Source organism: Candidatus Methylobacter oryzae, from assembly GCF_003994235.2.
Classification (GTDB): domain Bacteria; phylum Pseudomonadota; class Gammaproteobacteria; order Methylococcales; family Methylomonadaceae; genus Methylobacter_A; species Methylobacter_A oryzae.
Window position 1 is genome coordinate 32,305 of the sequence record NZ_RYFG02000120.1, and the last position, 18,757, is coordinate 51,061.

The window sequence follows — 18,757 nt, forward strand, 5'->3', positions numbered from 1 at the left end:
GACTTGCAATACGGCCGCTAAGTCACTCTCAGGCCGGCAGGTTTGCCGTGAACGGGGCAGTAATACTTAGGAAAGCAGAGTCTTATATTTTCTTATCCGTTTCAGGCAGCAAATCGACTAAAGAACAATTTAACGCTTTAGCCAGTTTTCTGAGTACATCAATCGAGACGTTTTCGGCGCTACCGTTTTCGATTTTGCTAATCATCGATTGAGTTACGCCGGACCGAGATTCAAGTTCTTTTTGAACCAAACTAAGATCAAGCCTTTTACATTTTACAATGTCGCCTATTTGCATGGGGTACTCGTTCTTGAGTGGGATTTTAGGAATTGTTTTCCTAATTATATGGATGAACTCGTGTTTTGAGCAAAAAAAAGAGCCGCAGTAGCGGCTCTTTTCAGGCTGATGCATTATTTAACGCTTAGGCGCGTGCCGTTTACCAGCTCCGTGCCGGGCACGACGGAACCGGATTTGATGGCTTCTTTGATCGCAGCCTTATCGATTTTCCAGTTGGTGATTGGTTCTTTGAATTGCGCCGGGATCGCATTTTCATCAAGGATAGTGACGACAGCCGGATTTTTTTTGGACTGAAAGCTTAAAATACGGGCATTCAATGTCGCTGATGCCGCAGATCTCCATACTTTCTTTTACATAGTTTTTCAGCCATTGCACGCGATTCTCCAAGGCCTTTCGGCGCTTTGCCATGTCTGCCTCGGCGCTCTTTATAGCATCGGCGGCGGCTTCCATATTGCGAAAAAATTTCGCAACGTTGATGGCTTTGTCTTCCAATTCTCCGCCCAGCGTCTCCAGCGTATCGTTGATCGCCTCGATAGGTAAATCCGTTTCCGGGTCGGTCAGAAAGTCCAAGGCTTGTAAATAATTCGCGCTTAACTCGTATAAAGATAATCTGGTCATGATGTTTTTCTCAACTGGATTGAGCGGCGCATAAAACCGCCGCGTTTACGCCAGTGCCGGTATTCTCTATGTTCCGGCCATCCTTATTACGGTTTTTATACCCAGAGGGCATAAGTTTCGTTTGAGCAGACGAGCTGCTCAACTCAGCTTTATGATCGCTTGGGTGAAAATACCATGCGGCCTTTCGGGTGGACCAACGATAGCCGGCCGCTTTTATCGCTTCTTTATGTTCCCTGGTATTGCCGGAGAGCCAAACTCCCGCACCGCAAACCGCAATATTAACGCCGTCCAAACCGGTCACAGCATTTAGCGCATCGTTTAATAGATCGCCAAATTCGCTGTCGATTTCTTCCTGGACCGGATGCTCCGAACCGTTATAAGCAATTTCTTTTAACAACAGGTGCGCGGCATTGATGATCTTCATCATTTCCGGGCCGGCCTGGTTTTTATCGGGACGGTACTTGATGCAGGCTTTACGGTAAGCTTTTTTGATAGCTTCCTGGTCTGCAAAAGCGCTAAGGCCCAAAATCGATAAGGCCTCTTTAACGTTGATTGAGCCGCTCTCGGCGAATTGGTCGAGCTTGTTGTAAAGAATTCGGTAAAAATCCTGGTTCAGTTCCAAAAAACTGTTGAAGCGGTTATGCGAGGCTTTTGTCATCCATTCTTTAACCCTGGCCCGGTCAAGTCCAAGCTCTTTAATCTTGGTTTCAAGCTGCTGATGCTGGGTTTTACTGATGCCTTCAAAACCGCTATTCAGTTCGGATTCCGCTCGCTGGATGCTTTCGGCTTCGCGGCGTTGAACCATGTCCTCAATATCCTGGGTAAATACTTCGGAAAGACCGGCCATTCTTAACGTCGCATCAATGTGGGCGGATTTCTCGGCCATTTTCAGGCTTTTGTTGATGTCGCCGTTATCCTGGGAAACAATGCGCGCCCCGACACCGTCAGCTACGACCCGGCCGGAGCCGTCGACAATCTCGCAACGAATAATGATTTGGTTTAGATGGGCGCCTGCAAGTGCGGCTTTTTCGTACTCCGGCAACGACGGATAACGGACAGTCACGCCCAGCATGCCGCATATTTTTTCAGCGCCCGGCTTGAATAGGCTCGCTTTACTGAAATGGTTCGGATTCCGGCAATTTTTTCCGGCTTGGCACTTTGAGCGGCTGACGGTATGGACTTTACCGAAGTCGGAACCATCGACCAGCGCGTCGCGAATCCAGGCCATTAACGCGGCGCGGTTTTGCTTACGGCGATCCAGGCCTTCTTGAAAAGTGATTGCCGGAAGATCCAGCGGATTGGCGGGAACGACCGCCAGTTGCGTTTCTTGGTCTTTAACCGGTGTTGCCCGGTCAACTAATTGTTCTGTTGAATACATGACAAGTACCTATTTGTGCAGATGAAATAAAGGCGGCGTGAGCGCCTATGACAATTTGCGTAAATGACTTAGAAGGGCGTATCTTCCGTTACGGCGCTGTTGTACCCAAAGGGCATAAGTAGGGTTTGAGCGGACAAGCCGATAAACTCAGCTTTATTTACTGTTTTTATTGAAGAAATAGCATTTTTGACAGCCTCCGCGAGCGTTTTTCCGGTTGCGTAAAAGGGTTCGATATTGGCTCTGTTCGGTGAGGATACAAAGACCGAATAATTTTCTTCGGTTTCGCGTTGACTGCTTGAGCTATTAATTTGTATGCAAACAGAGCGCTCGCTAATACCGACCGATAAAAGAGCGGTTTTGACTACGCTAACCGCATGACGTTGTTTATCGACAATTTGAATTAACATAAAGCCTCCAAGGACTTGATTAGCTCTATATGAATATATTCATATAATAAGCCGGCCAATTACCTTGCAAAGCACTTGCGCCACGGGAGATCAATCAAAAAAATCGATCCCGTTTTTTACGCTAAGTGACGTAAAACAGATATTATATTCAATATGAATATATTCATATTATAGCATAAATAGCATGTTAAAGTACTAATTTAAAAAGATATTATTACTGTTAGTCCATCATAAGCCCGCGCGAACAGGCAGCATCCGAAACCCCTAGCTAATAATATTTGCGTTACGGTTTTTTCAAGAGATGACGTTCCTCGGCAATAGATTGCAATTTTTCGGCTATTGCAATCGGTGGCAGCAGAAAATCGACGCAACCGGTATTAACGGCATTCATCGGCATTTCCGGTTGCATTGCCGTGTGAAAGTCTTGGGCAATGACTATTCCGCCAGCATCCTTGATAGGCTTCAGCGCGGCGGCGCCATCCGCGTCCAGTCCCGATAAAATGACGGCTATCGCATGCTTGGAATGATTGCTCGCCAACGAATGTAAAAAAGCGGAAATACTTCTCGGCCATCCCCATTGTTTCAACAGCGGGGAAAGCCTGAATTTATCTCCTGACATATAAACTTGCATGCCTGGCGGCGAAACATAGATGTGATTTGCTTTCGCAACTTCTCCATCTTCGACAAGCTTTACCGGCATTTGGGTATAGTGAGGAATAATTTCCGGTAACAGCGATTTCCAATCAGAGGGTTGGTGATGAATGATGATAAAGACTAAACCGGTTTCGGACGGCAATAATGAAAGAATTTTAAGATAAGGTTCCAAACCGCCGGCTGAAGCGCCAAAGCAGACAATCGATAAATTATTATTGCTTTGGCTCGCTGCATTCGTTTCGATTATGTCACCTTCAAAAATTTCAGAAATACGTAAACCTTTGGAAGATTAGAAATAACGCGACTGTTCTGTCTATTCGATAATTGTTTATAAAATACTCTAATGGAAAACGTTTTTCTGTGGGTTAACGTACATAGAACGGCTTTTATTGTGCTTTGCCGCTTTAAAATTGAATATCCTCAGCCACGATTACTCCCTACAATTTTGCGGCATTCCCACCATCCTTGGCGGTCAATGCAGATATTGCATAAGACCATGGATGGTCTGTAGTAGAGCAACGCAGGAGCAGTTGCCGAGGAGCAAATATCTGCCCCATGCAAGTCGCGGATACCGGCAGTCCATGCCGGTATGAGGTGCTATTTAAGCAAAGTGATAGGTGATTTAGCAGGCTACGACTTTTTATGTTTACCAGCGGGTTTATTTTCGGCGTTGATTTTATGAAAGTTCTTACTTTTGGCCGGAAGCTTACCGGCCGGTTTTATGATCGCCTGTTTGATAGTCTTGGCCAACATCTTGTTATTGCTAACCGATTTGATAGCGGGTTTGGCGCGACTGACAGTCTTAGGGTGAGCCAAACGAACGCTTCCGATGTTGGCGTGGGTGTTTTTATGCCTGGGTTTATAGCTAACGCGGCTGACGGTGGGGATTGAATGGCTAACGCCCCCGTTGCCGCAGTCAAGCTGGTACGGAGGGCTGCCTGCCGAGCTTGTCGACATCGTGATGATGTTTCTGGCCGGATCTGCGTTGTCCAGGTTAGCGAAACTCGCATCCATTTTTTGCATCATCAACTGGTAGCGTTCTTTACTGGTCATGCCGCCCATCACCACGCCGATCAGGCGTTTGCCGTTTTGCTGCGCCGAACCGATCAGGTTAAAACCTGAGCCGCAGGTGAAACCGGTTTTCATGCCTTCAGCGCCGGGATAACTGGCTGTAAATTTGTTGATGCCGCGTAGTTCAGTGCCTTTGAAATTAAAGCTGTGCGCCCCGAAATAATGGTAATACTCGGGGAAATTGCGTTGTGCTTTCCACGCCAGTACGGCCATATCCCTGGGGGTGCTCACTTGCCAGTTGTTCGGAAGGCCGGTCGCGTTCATGAAATGAGAATTGTACATGCCCAGCGAATGCGCTTTTGCGGTCATGGTGGCGGCAAAATTTTCCTCGGTGCCGCCTAAGTGTTCGGCAAGCACTACCGATGCGTCATTCGCGGAACGGGTAATAATGGCCAAGATGGCGTCTTCGACAGTTAAATGCTCGCCGCGTCTTAAGCCCAGTTTACTGTTAGGCTGTTGCGACGCATGAGCCGATGCGGTTAAGGTCTCGTGCAGACTAATTTCACCCGCTCTCAATGCGTCGAATGTCATGTACAGCGTCATCAGTTTGGTCAACGAAGCGGGATACCATGACTGAGTTGCTTCTATTTCATGTAAGACGTTGCCGTTATCTGCGTCGATAATGATGGCTGCATGGCGGCCATAGCTGGCCTCGGACACTGCAAACAGCCATACGGCATTTAGGATAAGTAGCGTTAATTTCACTTTAGTCATTTAAAACCGTTCTCAAAAAAATCGATGATTATTGTTTGACCGCAGTGTCCGAGCGGCACGGCCAAGTTTTATATCTCAAGGGTTAATAGGTAGCGCGCAATCGGGTATGCCGGACAGCAAAAGGCATGCTATGCGCAGGTTAATTATAAACTGCGGAGATTGTAATGAATAATCGGATTTCAGCTTTTAGCGTGGTGCGAAAGTTTGCCGGCGAGCTTCATTAGTTTTCGCGTATTAGAACTTCGTGCAGCTATAAGGCGGCTCGCCCTGGCAAATTCCCCAGAAACGGCCGAAATTGCCTTCATCGTTCGGTTTCCAGTTCTCCGAAAAGGCTTCGAACACTGTGCCGGACCAGCCTTTAGCCGCTAGTTTCTTGAACGTCGATTTAACGACCAGCTCTTGGTTTTTCTTACCGGCAACGCTGCATTGCTGCCCGGTGCGCGTATTGGTATCCGTGCCGCCCTCGGGGCCGTTCGGCCAGCCGAATTCGGTCAGCACCACTTCTTTGCCGGGATAAGCCCGGCGCACGTCTTCGATCCTGGCGATATGGAAATCGGCAGCTCGTTTAGCGGGCGTGCATGGAAACAGGCCGGAGTACTTGTTATCCCACCATGGGAACACGTTGATGCCTATCCAATCGACTTGAGCTCCGAAACCGGTTTGTTGGCACGGATAAGTGCGGTTGCACCATTCCCACCAGATGTCGATTGTTGTTACCGGCTGGGTTACGTGCGCTTCTCGCATCGCGTTGATGCAGCGGCTGATTTCGCCGTCGAATGCATAATTGTGGCGGGTTCTGACTTCGGAGCCGCAGCTGAGTTTGATGATAGTGCCGGGATAGGCTCTGGCGGCGTTGATGCCGGCGGTTATCGATCGCGAATTGACGTTGATGTCATCGTCCAGCCAGATAATCGCAATGACTTTGATATGCCGGGTTTTTGCGGCGGCGAAAGTGTATTCGAGGCCGTTCATGACTCCGTAAGTCATGATGCAGCGGAACGGGGTTTCCTTGACTAATTTGTCGAGCAGTTGGTCGATCAATTCCTTGGACGGATGCGCGCCGTAATTAGGGGTCAGATCGCCCACATAGGGGCTGAAGGCTGCGCATTGCAATACATTGCTGTTAGCGTTTTTTTTCACTTTCTCGCGTGCCGATGCGTTTTGGCAAACAACCAGCATCATGGAAATTACAATGAATGACAATAATTGTTTCATAAGACGCTCGGCAGTAATGATTATTTGAGTCGGAAAGATAGGGCGCGCTGTGCGCCCCGGCCTGTGGGTTATTTTAAGAACTGATGTTACGCAACGTCCATGAAGTACACGAAAGGCACGAAAAATAGCAACCGTCGATTTCTCGCCGACCGTGTCTATCCGGCCTTTATTAACGTTTTCGTCTATTCGAAACGGTGCCTTAGACCTTCCAGGTTTAAAAAACCTGGAAGGTCTGCCTAGCGGCAGGTTTCTTGCTCAACCTTAAATCAAGGACGGTTGTTATGACGACTGCCCGCAGACAAGCCGTCTATAACGATGGGGTTTAACTATCTTCGTGCCTTTCGTGGACTACGCTTTATTTATCATCTGTATGCGTAACATCAGTTAAGAATTTATTTTTTATAATAACAAACGGGATAACAAAGCCTACCAATACGCAAAGAAACAGCACTGACCAATCCTTGGCTTGCCAATCGACCGGATAAATATCGGCTTTGACCGGTTTGCTGATGCCGGGAATACTCGGCAAATCGACATCGCCGCCGTCGACTTTCAGTTGCGCCTTCATGCCTTTTTCCATGTGCTGCGCCAACTCGCAATGTACGAGATAGGTTTTTTTCTGGCTGGGCACGATCAAGGAAGCTTTCAATTCGCCTTGACCGTAGAGTTCCAGGTGGAACATGCCCTGCGGGTATAAATAACCCGGCAAGCCGTGAATCATCAATTGATGGCGTATCTGGTCGTCATTGATAAAGGTGATGTTGATCCGGGAGCAGGGCTTGACATCCCATTGTTGGTTGTCGAACGCAAACATTTTGCCGGGGAATTTCAGCGCATGTTTTTGGCCGGCCCGGATCGTGATATTCACGTCGCCGGAAATCTTCGGGCAGTCTTTCGGCAGATTGTCGCTATTCGCATTCATAATCATGCCTTTTTCGTCCATCATCATGCTGCCATGGTGCATCATGGCCATGGTCTCGTCCGCAAGCGCCGTATGAGAATGCAATCCGAGCATCAACAACAGTGTCAGTAAAAATCTCATAGCTTTTGTTTCCGTTTATAAACCAGTATCGCAAAAATAGTCAGCCCTATCGCTAAACCGGCCGCCAAGCCAAAAACGACGATGCGAACGGTATCGGTGGCAATTAGTCCGGCTTCGCCCAACAACGGCGCAAATTCGCCTTCGCCCCAGACCGCTTGCTTCTTGGCATAGTAATCTTTGTTAAATACCTGGTCGAGCAGGGCGTCGTGCATAAGCGGCATGCCTTGTTCATCGAGCAAAGGCTTGTAGGCCAGGATCGCCATGTTGCCGCCCGGTTCCATGCCGTCGGTCGTCGTTCCTGTCGGCACATGGTCATGGAACATCCACAGGCCGGGGCCGTAACTGTCCAGGCCGTTATTGCTGGTGCGCAGGCGCAAGTCGAGCCGCTGCGCGGGAGCGATGTCGAAAACGTCCCGCGTTATTTGCGATGCGGCCGGTTGATCGACGCCGTCGTAAGCGGTGATCGTAGCCTTGTGGCCGTGGATATGCAGCGCTACTAAAGAACGTTGGGCGTTGGCGACATGAAGTTTTATGTCTTCATTGTCGTTGGCGGCAACGACTGCGTCTCGTAATGTGTAAGGAAACGAATGGCCGTTCAGCATGAAGTAATTTTCAAACGATTCGGTCATGTTGTATTCGCGGCTCATCCGGTGCGCGATCAGTCTCGGATCGTTGGCACCCTGGATGATTTGCGCCAGTTTTTTATCGACCGATTGGTAATACAGATCGTATTCCCGGTTATAGGATTTTTTTACCGCAACCGAAGGATGACGCACTTGGCCGGCGCCGATATTGAAAGTTTGCACCCAGTTATCCGGCTGGTTTTCCTCGACGATAAACATGCCGTTCAAGCCCATCATGTAATGTTGGGCGGTTTGTACGTGGCAATGATAAAACATGGTTCCGGCGTGCCGGGGCTGAATTTCGTAAGTATGGCTTTTGCCGGGGAATACCGGATGTTCCTCCATGCCGTCGTTGTCGTCGCCGGTCGAGGTCAGCCAGGCATGATCGACGCCGTGAAGGTGGATCGTATGCGGTAGATAGTGAGTGTTTTCGAGCGTGATATAAATCTTGTCGCCTTGTTCGACTCGAATGACCGGCGATGGCGCACGCAGCAACGGATTAGCGGCCAATGAGTTGAAGTTTTTAAGCGCCATGCCGCTGGACTTGGGGGCAAAAACCCAAAGCCCCGGCTGAATGCCTGGGGCAATATCGTAAGTGTTGATCAGGAAGTCGCCGTCCGGGCTTGCGCCGTTAAGTTCGGCGACTTCCAGCTTGATGCGGATGATGTCGGGATCGCCGTCATGATCCAGGTCGTCGGTCATCGTTAACGCGTCTTGAGCCAGATGAGTTTGCATCAAAGTTTGCATCGATACGTTGTTGGTGCCTTTGACGGCAACGGCAACGTCATAGGGATTATCCGGCTCGCACGACGGAGCTTCATCGATTTTTACGCCGTCGATAACTTGCGCCTGCCGCCATTCAGGATGTTCATTAGAGCAGGGCTTATCTACAGAACTGGTTTCGGCTGTCCGGTTGGGAACGGTCGCAGGCGGCGTAATATCGGCTTTTTGCGATGCGGTCGGTACAAAATAAACGGCAACTAATGCGGAAATCAACAGTAGCGCGAAAAGAGGGAAATATCTTTTGAACATATAAAAATAGAAATTTTTTACTAAGTGGTGCTATTGTAAATGCCTGTCAAGCTAAAACCTAGGTGCATTTTCAAATGTCGTGAAGGATCCGGATGCAAAGAGCGGGGCAGGATATGACGTAGTATTGGCCAGACTAGACCGTGTAACGTTATTTTAAATGACGCCATTAGGCATTATACTTGCTATAATTCCTTAAATTCTAATGTTCATAAGAAAGCTTCTTTTGGGTACAGTGAGCCTTAAAAATTTAAGTCCTTATTTGTACAAATCTTTACCTGGTATTAATGCATGCCTAATTCGAACTCGTACAATCCTGATCTTGATTGGACCCAAGTAAGGGAAACATCAAGAATGCTTATTTTATCGGCTATTCAAGTAGAAGATATGCTGGCGGAATCCGATATATCGGTTAATACGCTAACCGAATCTTTTACCTCCATTGTTGAGCATATGCAGGCGATAAATAATTATCTGCTCGCTCTTGATTCTTGTGAAATAAGGGAAGAAGCGTTAGCCTGCTGTGCGGAAACAACCGATAAAATTCAGGCTTCCATTATTGCTTTCCAATTTTACGACCGGATGCAACAATGTTTGCAGCATGTCACCTCGAACCTAAAAGGTTTGTCTGAATTAGTGCAAGACCCGAATCGCCTTTACAGCCCGGCGGAATGGCGGGAATTTCAGCACGAAATTCGTTCCCGGTATACGATGGAATCCGAGAAATTGATGTTCGACGCGATTGTGCGGGGTAAATCCGTACATGAAGCATTGGCGATAAAAAATGCGCATCAAGAAGAACAGTCCGACAATATAGAGCTTTTTTAATAGATGATGTCAGTTAAACGCTTAGTTATCATTTGTACATTATCATCTTTCCTTACAGGCTGTGCTGAGTTCTACGGTTCACAACCTCCCGCTCCAGTGTATGGCGGCCAGGCGAAAGGGCAAAAACCTTCACGCGGTTCGCGAGCAAAAGCCCAGCCTTCCGTCGATACGTCTAAAGAAATTGTGCAGACGCAGCCGCTCAAAGATATTTCGGAAATCAAATCCGAGCCTTTAGCGCCAATAGAACAGCCTCTTCTTCCAGAGCCGGCGCCTGTAGAAACAACGCCTGTAGAAACGCCCGAACCGTCAGCGCCAGTGCTAGCGCCTGCGCCTTCTTCTTCCTCAGTATCGGAAGCGCCGCAGCGATCGTTGCCGGCGGCTCCGCCACCCACTCCGCAGTTAGCGCCGTTTGAGCCGATACAGCCTACGGTTCCGTTATCCCCTGTTGTGGGCGCCCTGGTTTCAGCGGCCAATCAAAACAGTAAAGCCGGTGATCTTGATTCGGCGGCCGCGTCTATTGAACGCGCCATCAGAATTGAGCCGAGAAATGCAAATCTGTTTTATAAGTTAGCGTTATTAAGGTTGCAACAATCAAAGCCGCGTTTAGCGGAAGATCTTGCAAAAAAATCCGCGTTATTAGCTTCTACGGATAACACCTTGAAAAAGCACTGCTGGTTGTTAATTGCCCATGCCAAAGAGCTACAACATGATTTTACCGGTGCAAAAGAAGCACGGGCAAAGGCTGAAAGTTTCTAAGCGCGAGGGTGTGCTGAATTTTGTGTATGGGTTTATGGAAGGTTAGGCATCCGGTCGTCGAATCGAACTCTAAACCGATTTAAAGCTGCTTTCCAGTTCTGTAAGGGCATGGTTCATTTTTACCGATATTCATCCTTAACAGATAGAACAATTTGGATTCCGCCTCATCGCTGGAAAACGAAGCCCGGTTTTTGTTGATTTTCTGAAGGCTCATATTCAGCGTTCGATGATGGGTGGCGTAAATGATCCGGCTCCAATTGCGCCGCCAGATCAGGACGATAGAGGTTCGCGTCGTTCCCGCTTCGAACTCGCCCGTTCTGCTTAGTCTCGTTGTCGGTAGCCGGCGGACATATTTGCTTGAGCTCGGCGGCAACCTGTTTGCGCATTTTCCAACTGACATAATCCAGGCTGTTGCGTACCGGATGGACGATGTAAAGTTGGACGGCGGTTTTCGGATAAACCGTTTCGATGGTTTCGTATCCAAAGGGCATAAAGGAAACCTTCCGGCCATCGACGCAGGCGATGGCAATGTCTTGCACGCCGTGTTTTTCAGCTCAGTCACTCACCTGCAAGCAAAACTTGGCGCCTTGGGTTGGAGGGATGCATAGCCCCCAAGACTTTCTTCTTCTCTTCCAATAAAGATTTCATTATCGTCGTTTAGAAGTAACTGCCACTTAGAAAGATTATGACTAATTCCAAACAACTGCCAACGATACTGATTGTTGACGATGATCCCACCAATATAGATATTCTTGCGGCATCGTTAAATTCGTTATACCGCATAAAGGTCGCCAATAATGGGGGCGATGCGCTTAGGGTTGCGCAAACAGAGCAGCCGGATCTGGTGCTTTTAGATGTCATGATGCCGGGCATGAGCGGTTTTGAGGTTTGCCGGAAACTGAAAGAGAACCCGCTAACTGAAAAAATCGCGGTAATTTTTGTCACTGCCGACAATACCGAATCCGGTGAGGAACTGGGTTTAGATATGGGGGCAGCTGACTATATTATGAAGCCATTCGTGATTCGGAGTGTTAAGGCGCGTATTCGTAAGCATATCCGCTTCAAGCAGCAAGCCGAACTCATGGAAATAAAGTCAATTGACATACTTCCGTGGAGTAATCATTTTGATACCGGCATACCTAAAATTGATGAACAACACCAGAAGCTGGTTCAGCTATTGAATGAGCTGGCAAGTCGAGCGGCTTTCCACTGCGACATACAGACATTGAACGTTGTTTTCAATCGCTTGGCGGATTATGCCGTTTACCATTTTCAAACCGAAGAAGCTATTTGGCATGAGTATTTTCAGGATGACGCGCTAGAGACAAAGCACAAGGCGGAACATAACAGTTTTGCCTCCACTATTCTCAATCTTAAAAGCGAAGAAAATAGCATTTCGTTATATAGCCGAGTTGATAAGCTTCTTTTATTCCTTGTTAATTGGTTAGCGTATCATATTTTGGAAAATGATAAGTATATGGCCTCTGTTGTTCTGGCTATGCAATCCGGTATTTCGCACGAACAGGCAAAAAAGCAAGCAAATGACAAAATGCATGATGGGACGCGCCCGCTGATCAACATCATACTGTCGGCCTATCGCAGTCTGGCTGCGAACACTACTCAGTTAATGAAAGAAGCTATAGAACGTAAGCAGGTGGAACGGAAGCTTGGCATTTCAGCCAAAAAGCTTGAATCTACTGTGCAGGATCTTGAAAAAGCAAATGAAGATTTAAAAAAGCAATTTACCGACTCTATCAAGGTGTTCGCGCACGTTATTGAAATGCGTCCCGGTATTAAAAGCAGACAATCAAAAGATATTATTGAAAAATCGATGCTGGTTGCGCGATGTTTAGGTATCAATGCAACAGACAGTAAAAATATCCTGTATGCCGGGCTGTTGATGAAAATCGGTCAAGTCAGTTTTTCGGACGCTTTGTTGGAAGCACCTTTTGATCTTATTCCTCTCGCTGAAAAGGAACGTTATTTAAAGCACGCGGTTGACGGTGAAGCATTATTAAGTGACTTAACTTTTTTAAAAGATGCATCTATTTTAATCCGGCATCAATACGAGCGTTATGATGGTTCAGGTCTTCCGGACGGTTTAGCTAAGCAAAAAATACCGATGGGGGCGCGTATTCTTAGCGTGGTCAGAGATTATATCGCGTATCTTGACGGCTCAATGACCGGTGAGGCGATGACGTTTACTAGCGCTGTCAGTAAATTAACGGCGCGGAGCGGAAGCCATTATGATCCTAATGTTCTCAATGCCCTGATTAAGGTGCTTAAAGACACCGAGGTTGAAGCAGACGTCGATGTTGAAGCTAAAACGCCTGAAATTAATAAGTCCTGGCGGAGAAGCCGCTTACTTACTAAACAAGATAAGGTGAAAAAGCTAAATATAGCCAAGTCGGTTGTTGAAGTTTCATGGCCGCAATTAAAAGTCGGCATGGATATAGAGAGCGTTTATTTTGGCGATAAACCCTATATTAGAAATTGTGTTGCCGACAAAAAGATCATCAATGAAATTTTATTGTTCAGCGAGAGAATGGGTAAGGATCCTGTTATTAGAGTCCGCGTGAAAGAGAACAAATAATGAATAGTATTTTCCGTCGCTCAAATTGGGAGAAGCTAAAATTAGGGTATAGCGTTAACTAAAGTAGAGCATGACCAAACGGCAAGGTTTTGTTGGAAAGCATTCACAGCTTTTTTTCGCGTTTTTCATTCCTAGCTTCTGAGAAGACGGGGCGGAGCTGAGTATAGATATAAAAGAGTTAATGAAACTCTTATTCTCGGAGGTTGGAAAAATTAAAATTTTTTGATTTTAGCTCGAATGTAAGATATAACTTACGCATTATTTTGGTTTGCCCTTGCCCCCGGCGCCAAATTCACAAGGCCCAGAACACGCCTGATTAAGCTCTCCGCACCGACTAAGTTTTATCCGCGGAGATTGACGAATAATGCCGATAAGGCAGGAGACGCAGGTGTTCAAAGGGTTCGCAATATTCCTACCCGGTCAACATCCTCAAGCCCTGATTGGCCTATCAGTGGTGAGGATGCTATGAAAATTAATATGCCGGTCACGGATAACGAAGTCCTGATGACAAAGGGTGACATCTTGGTTACCCGAACCGACCTAAAAGGTCGTATCACTTACGTCAACGACGCGTTCGTTAAAATCAGCGGTTTTACTCGGCAAGAATTGATCGGCGCCAGCCATAATATTGTCCGTCATCCCGATATGCCGGCAGAGGCTTTTGCAGATTTATGGCTGACGCTAAAGCAGGGCAAGCCTTGGTCAGCGCCGGTAAAAAACCGGACTAAGTCCGGCGACTATTACTGGGTCGAAGCCAATGTGGTGCCTGTTTATAAAAACGGTGTTCTCTATGAATACTTGTCCGCCCGTTACGCCCCCAGCCGCCAACAGATAGCCGATGCGGAAAGCTTGTACAAAAAACTGCATGCCAAGACGGCAACGCTAAGGCCAACGGGAATTGCGGCCGTCACTAAAAAGTTCAGGGAAATAGCCATCTCAAAAAAAACCGGCTTCGGATTAACGCTGTTATTAGCGCTGATCGGCTTTTTGATGCATCGCTTGTTTTTATCCGGGGAATTCGATCTGTTAGCCGCCACTTTTGCGTTGTCTATTGTTGCTGCGGCAATCATTGCCAGCGTCGCTCATGACATCATCCAGAAGATGGAGTCCTGCATTTTTGCAATTTACTGCATGGCCGACGGGAAATACAAAAACCGCTTCGATTTAACCCGTAATGATCAGTTAGGCGATTTAGTGCGCGGTATTTATACCATGCAGGTCATTTTTAATTCGCAATTAGCTGAATCCAAGCAGGTCACGACCGAAGCCTTACGTATTAACCGGGCTCTGGACAATGTGCACTCGGGCGTGATGGTCGCCGACGCCCAATTTAACATTATCTACATGAACAAAGCCGTGCAGAGCCTGTTCAGCAAGGCAGAAGCCGATATTCGCCGACAATTGCCGGATTTTAAGGCCGAGCAACTGATCGGCGCCAATATTGACAACTTTCATAAAAATCCGGCGCATCAGCGCAAGATGCTCGAACAATTAACCGATTTGTCTCGGGCCGAATTGATGATCGGCGGTCACAGTATGGTGGTGGTTACCACTCCGGTGCTCAGTGAAGAAGGCGAACGGGTTGGTTTTGTCGCCGAGTGGCTGGACCGTACCGCTGAAGTCGCTGTCGAGCAGGAAGTGGCGGCCCTGGTCCAGGGCGCGGTCATGGGCGATTTTACCCGGCGCATTGACATGCGGGGCAAGGATGGTTTTGTCAAACAATTGGGCGAAGGCCTTAACGAATTGCTGGAGACAGCGGAAAGCGGTATCAATGACGTGGTGCGTGTGCTGGGGGCTTTGTCCCGCAACGATTTGACGCAAACCATCACCAACGATTATGCCGGTAGTTTCGGGCAATTGAAGAATGACGCCAATACTACTGTCGAGAAGCTCAAAGAAATCGTTTCTCAAATCAAAGAGGCCACCGGCAGCATCAATACCGGTGCGAGAGAAATCGCCGCCGGCAACAATGATTTATCGCACCGTACCGAAGAACAAGCCGCCAGCCTCGAAGAGACCGCCGCCAGCATGCAAGAGCTGACTTCCACCGTACAGCATAATGGCGTCAACGCCAAACAGGCGAATGAATTGGCCGTGGCCGCTTCCGACATTGCCGGCAAAGGCGTTGAAGTGGTCGGCCAAGTGGTCAAGACCATGGAAGATATTAACGATGCCTCGCACCGGATCGGCGACATTATCTCCGTCATCGACGACATCGCTTTTCAAACCAATATCCTGGCCCTAAACGCTGCTGTCGAAGCGGCGCGCGCCGGTGAAGAAGGTCGAGGCTTTGCCGTCGTGGCTGTTGAAGTAAGAAATCTGGCGCAACGCGCTGCGACAGCCGCAGGCGAGATCAAACACCTGATCGACGACTCGGTCATGAAAGTCTCCAGCGGTAGCCGGCTGGTCACCCAGGCTGGTCATACGATGGAAGAAATCGTCAACTCCATCCGCGGCGTGACGGTCATGATGGCAGAGATCAGCGCCGCCTCAACGGAGCAAACGACTGGTATTGAACAAGTCAATATCGCTATTGCACAAATGGACGATGTGACCCAGCAAAATGCGGCCTTGGTCGAGCAAGCGGCCGCAGCGGCGGAATCGCTCGAAGAACAGGCGCAAAGCCTATTGGGAACCGTGAGTCAATTTAAAGTCGACGCTTACTCTCGTCATACTGTTCAAGCTCAATCTTTTCGGGCAATGCCGTACAGTAAGGAAACAGCGCCATCGGCTGCTAGGAAACCGGTTGTGGCGCGGCATCAACCAATCCCCGAGTTTGCCGGTGACGACGAATGGGAAGAGTTTTAAAAACAGGCGAATAGTAACCGAGGGTCTGTCCGGCGCTCAGTTACTCAATTAAGTAGAGCACGAGTCAACGATTTGGCTTGGTGGGGGCTTGGCATTGCTAACCAGTGTTTCAGATGAATGGGCTCTTGTCTTTGAGAAAATTAATCTCTTTTATGTTCCAGTACACTAAAAAATGCAGCAAGGCGCTGATCGGTCAAGATAGGCAAGTCGCCGGATTGTTTGCCAACTATCAGGCCGCGCTGAACAAGATTGACGCCCTTGAAAAGTCGTTAACGCTAAAAACACAGGAATTAAATCAAAGCAGCGAAGTTCAACGCTTACTGAAGCAAGGCTTGGAAAAATGCACAGCCAGCCTTGCTCCTTTACAAGCTCAACTACAGGACATCGCGGTCAGTGTTGATCAGTTACGGCAAGAAAACAAGCTGCTGAAATTATCAAATGATAAGTGGCTGCAACGCGCTTTGAAGCTGGAATTTGAAGTTTTAACCGTCAAAGACGAGCTTACAAAGATTACAAACGAGCGCGATTTAGCAAAAGAAATGTGTGAGATTTTACAAGTCCGGCTAATGTCGGCGGAAAAAGAAAGGTATCGGTAGCTAGTACCAACTTTACCAATAATCCCGCCCTAGTTATTAAGGGATACGGCCTATCCTGCTGCTCCCCGATACTGAGAAATCTTATGACTGATAGCAACGAACAACAACCGATGATTTTAATTGTTGATGATGTTCCCAGTAATGTGCAAATTCTTGCTCGCCAATTAGGCACTATATACCAAGTTAAAGTAGCAACTAATGGCGTGGATGCGCTGGAAATTGCGCAGAATAATCAACCGGACCTGATTTTACTGGACGTTATGATGCCGGACATGGATGGCTTTGAAGTTTGCAGGCGATTGAAGGCTAATAAGATCACCCAGAAGATCGCGGTGATCTTTTTAACCGGTATGCAAACTGAATCCGACGAGGAGCTGGGTTTGAACTTGGGTGCGGTCGACTATATCACCAAACCTTTAGCGCTTCCGATTATTAAGGCCCGCATTCGCAACCATATCCGCCTTAAGAGGCAAGCCGATCTACTGGAGTCACTGTCATTAATCGATGCGCTTACCTATGTTTCCAATCGCCGCCGTTTTGACGAGGCGCTGATGTTGGAGTGGAAACGTGCGATAGACGAAGGAACGCCGCTATCGCTAATCATGATCGATATTGACCATTTGAAAGAATATAACCAGCACTATGGTCATGGCGCCGGAGATGTTTGCATGCAAAAAATTGTTGCCGCATTAGCTAAAAGCCTCGCTCGGCCTAATCAATTGATTGCTCGTTATAGTGGTAAAGAATTTGGCATTCTCTTACCCGGCATCAACGAACAAGCGGCTTTATCAATTGCCCAACATTTACGGGAATACATAGAGAAGCTTGCGTTGCCTCATGTCTATCCTGAAGAAAACACGATTGTTACGATCAGTGCCGGGGTAGCCACTCAGCAGAAAATTCCGGAATACTTTTTGCCAAAGGTCTTGAACGATGCCGCTCTGAATGCGCTTTATCTGGCAAAACAAAATGGGCGGAATCGAGTCTACGCACACTGATTCAGCCGCCAGCACCGACATAAGAAAGGGTGCAAACTTTTATTTTGAATGTCTTTAACTTTTTAAATCGCTTAATGAAACGTTTTTTTTTAATAATCAGCCTAATGTTCAATTCCATGCCGATTAACGCTACTGAAGGAGGAGGAACCAATTATCTTCCAGGCTTCTATGGCGATTTTGGTCTGGCGGTTTTTCCTGAACCGGGCACTTATTTCAATAACTTTTTTGCGGCTTATCAAGACACTCGCTCAGATACAGGGACATTACTGGAAATGCCCGGCATCATCCACGTTACCGAAAAAAGCTTGCTTGGCGGTCAATTTATTGTCGGCCTGTATCCGGGAATGCTCGCATCCAAGGATCACACCGGCGAAAACAGTTTTAATCGTGTAGGGCTGGGCGACTTTTACCTGGTTCCGGGCGGGCTAAACTGGAAATGGGATACTTTCACTGCTTTTTTGTTTGAAGGCATTGTCGCTCCAACCGGCAGATACCAAGTCAATGACTTCAATACCGGACGTAATTATTGGACATTTGACCACAACCTGCTGCTCACGTGGAGCCTGCCCGCCAATAATGAAATATCCGTCGGTTTAGGCTACATGAACAACCTTAAGAATCCAGCGACCGATTATCAAAGCGGCGACGAATTTCATATGGATTATACGGTAGCGCATTATCCGACCCCTACGATAGGAATCGGCGTGGCCGGTTCCTACTATAAACAGGTGAATAAGGATAGAGCTCCGCAGTCTTTTGTTCTTCCTGAGCCTGGAGAAGCATCCAGCATAGGTCCGGCAATCATGTATACGCCGCGTATAAATGACAGGGACATCACCCTATCATTGAAATGGCTGCGTGAATTTAACGTGACAGGGCGGGCTGAACAGGAATATCTGGTATGCCGGCTTTTCATGGCATTTTGAAAAACCAATACCATTTAACGGCCAGGAAATAATTTAACTCTCGCAGTGCGATTTAAGGCTACTCCGGCGTTATTTCCTGCTTCAATCCGGTAAAATTTTGTGCCGGACTGGCCACTTTCTTTAAACAAAACTAAATTTATATGGCTCAAGCTAAACACGGGAAAGTCTTCTCATTTTTGGCCTTTAATCCAACGAAATCGTTTGCG

The 18,757-nt window shown here is 47.7% G+C and carries 18 protein-coding genes; 7 read left to right on the forward strand and 11 right to left on the reverse strand.

Annotated features, from left to right (window positions below; translation table 11 throughout):
* Positions 1-82 precede the first annotated feature (82 nt).
* The 10 genes from EKO24_RS20140 to EKO24_RS20180 form a co-directional block, all read right to left on the reverse strand.
* Positions 83-295 (reverse strand): helix-turn-helix domain-containing protein, encoded by a 213-nt coding sequence (locus tag EKO24_RS20140; RefSeq protein WP_127026974.1) that lies wholly within the window; start codon positions 293-295, stop codon positions 83-85.
* Between the two features lie 113 nt (positions 296-408).
* Positions 409-612 (reverse strand): siphovirus Gp157 family protein, encoded by a 204-nt coding sequence (locus EKO24_RS23320; protein ID WP_241674724.1) that lies wholly within the window; start codon positions 610-612, stop codon positions 409-411.
* Entirely contained in the window at positions 551-913 is a 363-nt protein-coding gene (locus EKO24_RS20145; protein ID WP_241674725.1) for a siphovirus Gp157 family protein, read from the reverse strand. Before EKO24_RS20145 ends, EKO24_RS23320 begins: the two co-directional genes overlap by 62 nt.
* A 10-nt stretch (positions 914-923) precedes the next feature.
* Positions 924-2,291 carry a J domain-containing protein gene (locus EKO24_RS20150; RefSeq protein ID WP_127026975.1) on the reverse strand — a complete coding sequence of 456 codons (1,368 nt, stop codon included), beginning with the start codon at positions 2,289-2,291 and terminating at the stop codon, positions 924-926.
* Between the two features lie 68 nt (positions 2,292-2,359).
* A complete protein-coding gene (locus tag EKO24_RS20155) occupies positions 2,360-2,698 on the reverse strand; it encodes a hypothetical protein (protein ID WP_196240042.1) in 339 nt (112 codons plus the stop codon).
* Between the two features lie 283 nt (positions 2,699-2,981).
* Entirely contained in the window at positions 2,982-3,623 is a 642-nt protein-coding gene (locus EKO24_RS20160) for a chemotaxis protein CheB (protein WP_127026976.1), read from the reverse strand.
* A gap of 359 nt (positions 3,624-3,982) precedes the next feature.
* Entirely contained in the window at positions 3,983-5,137 is a 1,155-nt protein-coding gene (locus EKO24_RS20165) for a D-alanyl-D-alanine carboxypeptidase family protein (RefSeq protein WP_127026977.1), read from the reverse strand.
* Positions 5,138-5,371: 234 nt separating this feature from the next.
* Entirely contained in the window at positions 5,372-6,352 is a 981-nt protein-coding gene (locus EKO24_RS20170; protein WP_162853376.1) for a glycoside hydrolase family 17 protein, read from the reverse strand.
* A 355-nt stretch (positions 6,353-6,707) separates the two neighbouring features.
* Positions 6,708-7,394, reverse strand: a complete 687-nt coding sequence (locus EKO24_RS20175) for a cupredoxin domain-containing protein (protein WP_127026979.1) — start codon at positions 7,392-7,394, stop codon at positions 6,708-6,710.
* Complete coding sequence (locus tag EKO24_RS20180) at positions 7,391-9,049, reverse strand: multicopper oxidase domain-containing protein (protein WP_127026980.1); 1,659 nt, start codon at positions 9,047-9,049, stop codon at positions 7,391-7,393. Before EKO24_RS20180 ends, EKO24_RS20175 begins: the two co-directional genes overlap by 4 nt.
* 288 nt (positions 9,050-9,337) lie before the next feature.
* Between EKO24_RS20180 and EKO24_RS20185 the strand changes: the two genes are divergently transcribed.
* Both EKO24_RS20185 and EKO24_RS20190 read left to right on the forward strand, forming a co-directional pair.
* Entirely contained in the window at positions 9,338-9,874 is a 537-nt protein-coding gene (locus EKO24_RS20185) for a hypothetical protein (protein WP_127026981.1), read from the forward strand.
* Positions 9,875-9,970: 96 nt separating this feature from the next.
* Entirely contained in the window at positions 9,971-10,630 is a 660-nt protein-coding gene (locus tag EKO24_RS20190; protein WP_127026982.1) for a tetratricopeptide repeat protein, read from the forward strand.
* Between the two features lie 164 nt (positions 10,631-10,794).
* Here EKO24_RS20190 and EKO24_RS20195 read toward each other — a convergent pair whose 3' ends face one another.
* Entirely contained in the window at positions 10,795-11,169 is a 375-nt protein-coding gene (locus tag EKO24_RS20195; protein WP_127026983.1) for a transposase, read from the reverse strand.
* Positions 11,170-11,315: 146 nt separating this feature from the next.
* Here EKO24_RS20195 and EKO24_RS20200 point away from each other — a divergent pair, with 146 nt between their 5' ends.
* The 5 genes from EKO24_RS20200 (at position 11,316) to EKO24_RS20220 (ending at position 18,551) form a co-directional block, all read left to right on the forward strand.
* Positions 11,316-13,223, forward strand: coding sequence for a bacteriohemerythrin (locus EKO24_RS20200; RefSeq protein WP_127026984.1), 1,908 nt, complete (start codon positions 11,316-11,318; stop codon positions 13,221-13,223).
* A 465-nt stretch (positions 13,224-13,688) separates the two neighbouring features.
* A complete protein-coding gene (locus EKO24_RS20205; RefSeq protein WP_127026985.1) occupies positions 13,689-16,031 on the forward strand; it encodes a methyl-accepting chemotaxis protein in 2,343 nt (780 codons plus the stop codon).
* A gap of 152 nt (positions 16,032-16,183) precedes the next feature.
* Positions 16,184-16,627 carry a hypothetical protein gene (locus tag EKO24_RS20210; protein ID WP_143733267.1) on the forward strand — a complete coding sequence of 148 codons (444 nt, stop codon included), beginning with the start codon at positions 16,184-16,186 and terminating at the stop codon, positions 16,625-16,627.
* Positions 16,628-16,710: 83 nt separating this feature from the next.
* Positions 16,711-17,625, forward strand: a complete 915-nt coding sequence (locus EKO24_RS20215) for a diguanylate cyclase domain-containing protein (protein ID WP_127026987.1) — start codon at positions 16,711-16,713, stop codon at positions 17,623-17,625.
* Between the two features lie 104 nt (positions 17,626-17,729).
* A complete protein-coding gene (locus tag EKO24_RS20220; protein ID WP_161990635.1) occupies positions 17,730-18,551 on the forward strand; it encodes a SphA family protein in 822 nt (273 codons plus the stop codon).
* Positions 18,552-18,757 lie beyond the last annotated feature (206 nt).

Excerpts from the sequence above, each read along its gene's own strand:
- EKO24_RS20140 (WP_127026974.1), bottom strand. The coding sequence starts at position 295 with ATGCAAATAGGCGACATTGTAAAATGTAAAAGGCTTGATCTTAGTTTG.
- EKO24_RS20145 (WP_241674725.1), bottom strand. The coding sequence starts at position 913 with ATGACCAGATTATCTTTATACGAGTTAAGCGCGAATTATTTACAAGCC.
- EKO24_RS20150 (WP_127026975.1), bottom strand. The coding sequence starts at position 2,291 with ATGTATTCAACAGAACAATTAGTTGACCGGGCAACACCGGTTAAAGAC.
- EKO24_RS20155 (WP_196240042.1), bottom strand. The coding sequence starts at position 2,698 with ATGTTAATTCAAATTGTCGATAAACAACGTCATGCGGTTAGCGTAGTC.
- EKO24_RS20165 (WP_127026977.1), bottom strand. The coding sequence starts at position 5,137 with ATGACTAAAGTGAAATTAACGCTACTTATCCTAAATGCCGTATGGCTG.
- EKO24_RS20170 (WP_162853376.1), bottom strand. The coding sequence starts at position 6,352 with ATGAAACAATTATTGTCATTCATTGTAATTTCCATGATGCTGGTTGTT.
- EKO24_RS20175 (WP_127026979.1), bottom strand. The coding sequence starts at position 7,394 with ATGAGATTTTTACTGACACTGTTGTTGATGCTCGGATTGCATTCTCAT.
- EKO24_RS20180 (WP_127026980.1), bottom strand. The coding sequence starts at position 9,049 with ATGTTCAAAAGATATTTCCCTCTTTTCGCGCTACTGTTGATTTCCGCA.
- EKO24_RS20185 (WP_127026981.1), top strand. The coding sequence starts at position 9,338 with ATGCCTAATTCGAACTCGTACAATCCTGATCTTGATTGGACCCAAGTA.
- EKO24_RS20200 (WP_127026984.1), top strand. The coding sequence starts at position 11,316 with ATGACTAATTCCAAACAACTGCCAACGATACTGATTGTTGACGATGAT.
- EKO24_RS20205 (WP_127026985.1), top strand. The coding sequence starts at position 13,689 with ATGAAAATTAATATGCCGGTCACGGATAACGAAGTCCTGATGACAAAG.
- EKO24_RS20210 (WP_143733267.1), top strand. The coding sequence starts at position 16,184 with ATGTTCCAGTACACTAAAAAATGCAGCAAGGCGCTGATCGGTCAAGAT.
- EKO24_RS20215 (WP_127026987.1), top strand. The coding sequence starts at position 16,711 with ATGACTGATAGCAACGAACAACAACCGATGATTTTAATTGTTGATGAT.
- EKO24_RS20220 (WP_161990635.1), top strand. The coding sequence starts at position 17,730 with ATGTTCAATTCCATGCCGATTAACGCTACTGAAGGAGGAGGAACCAAT.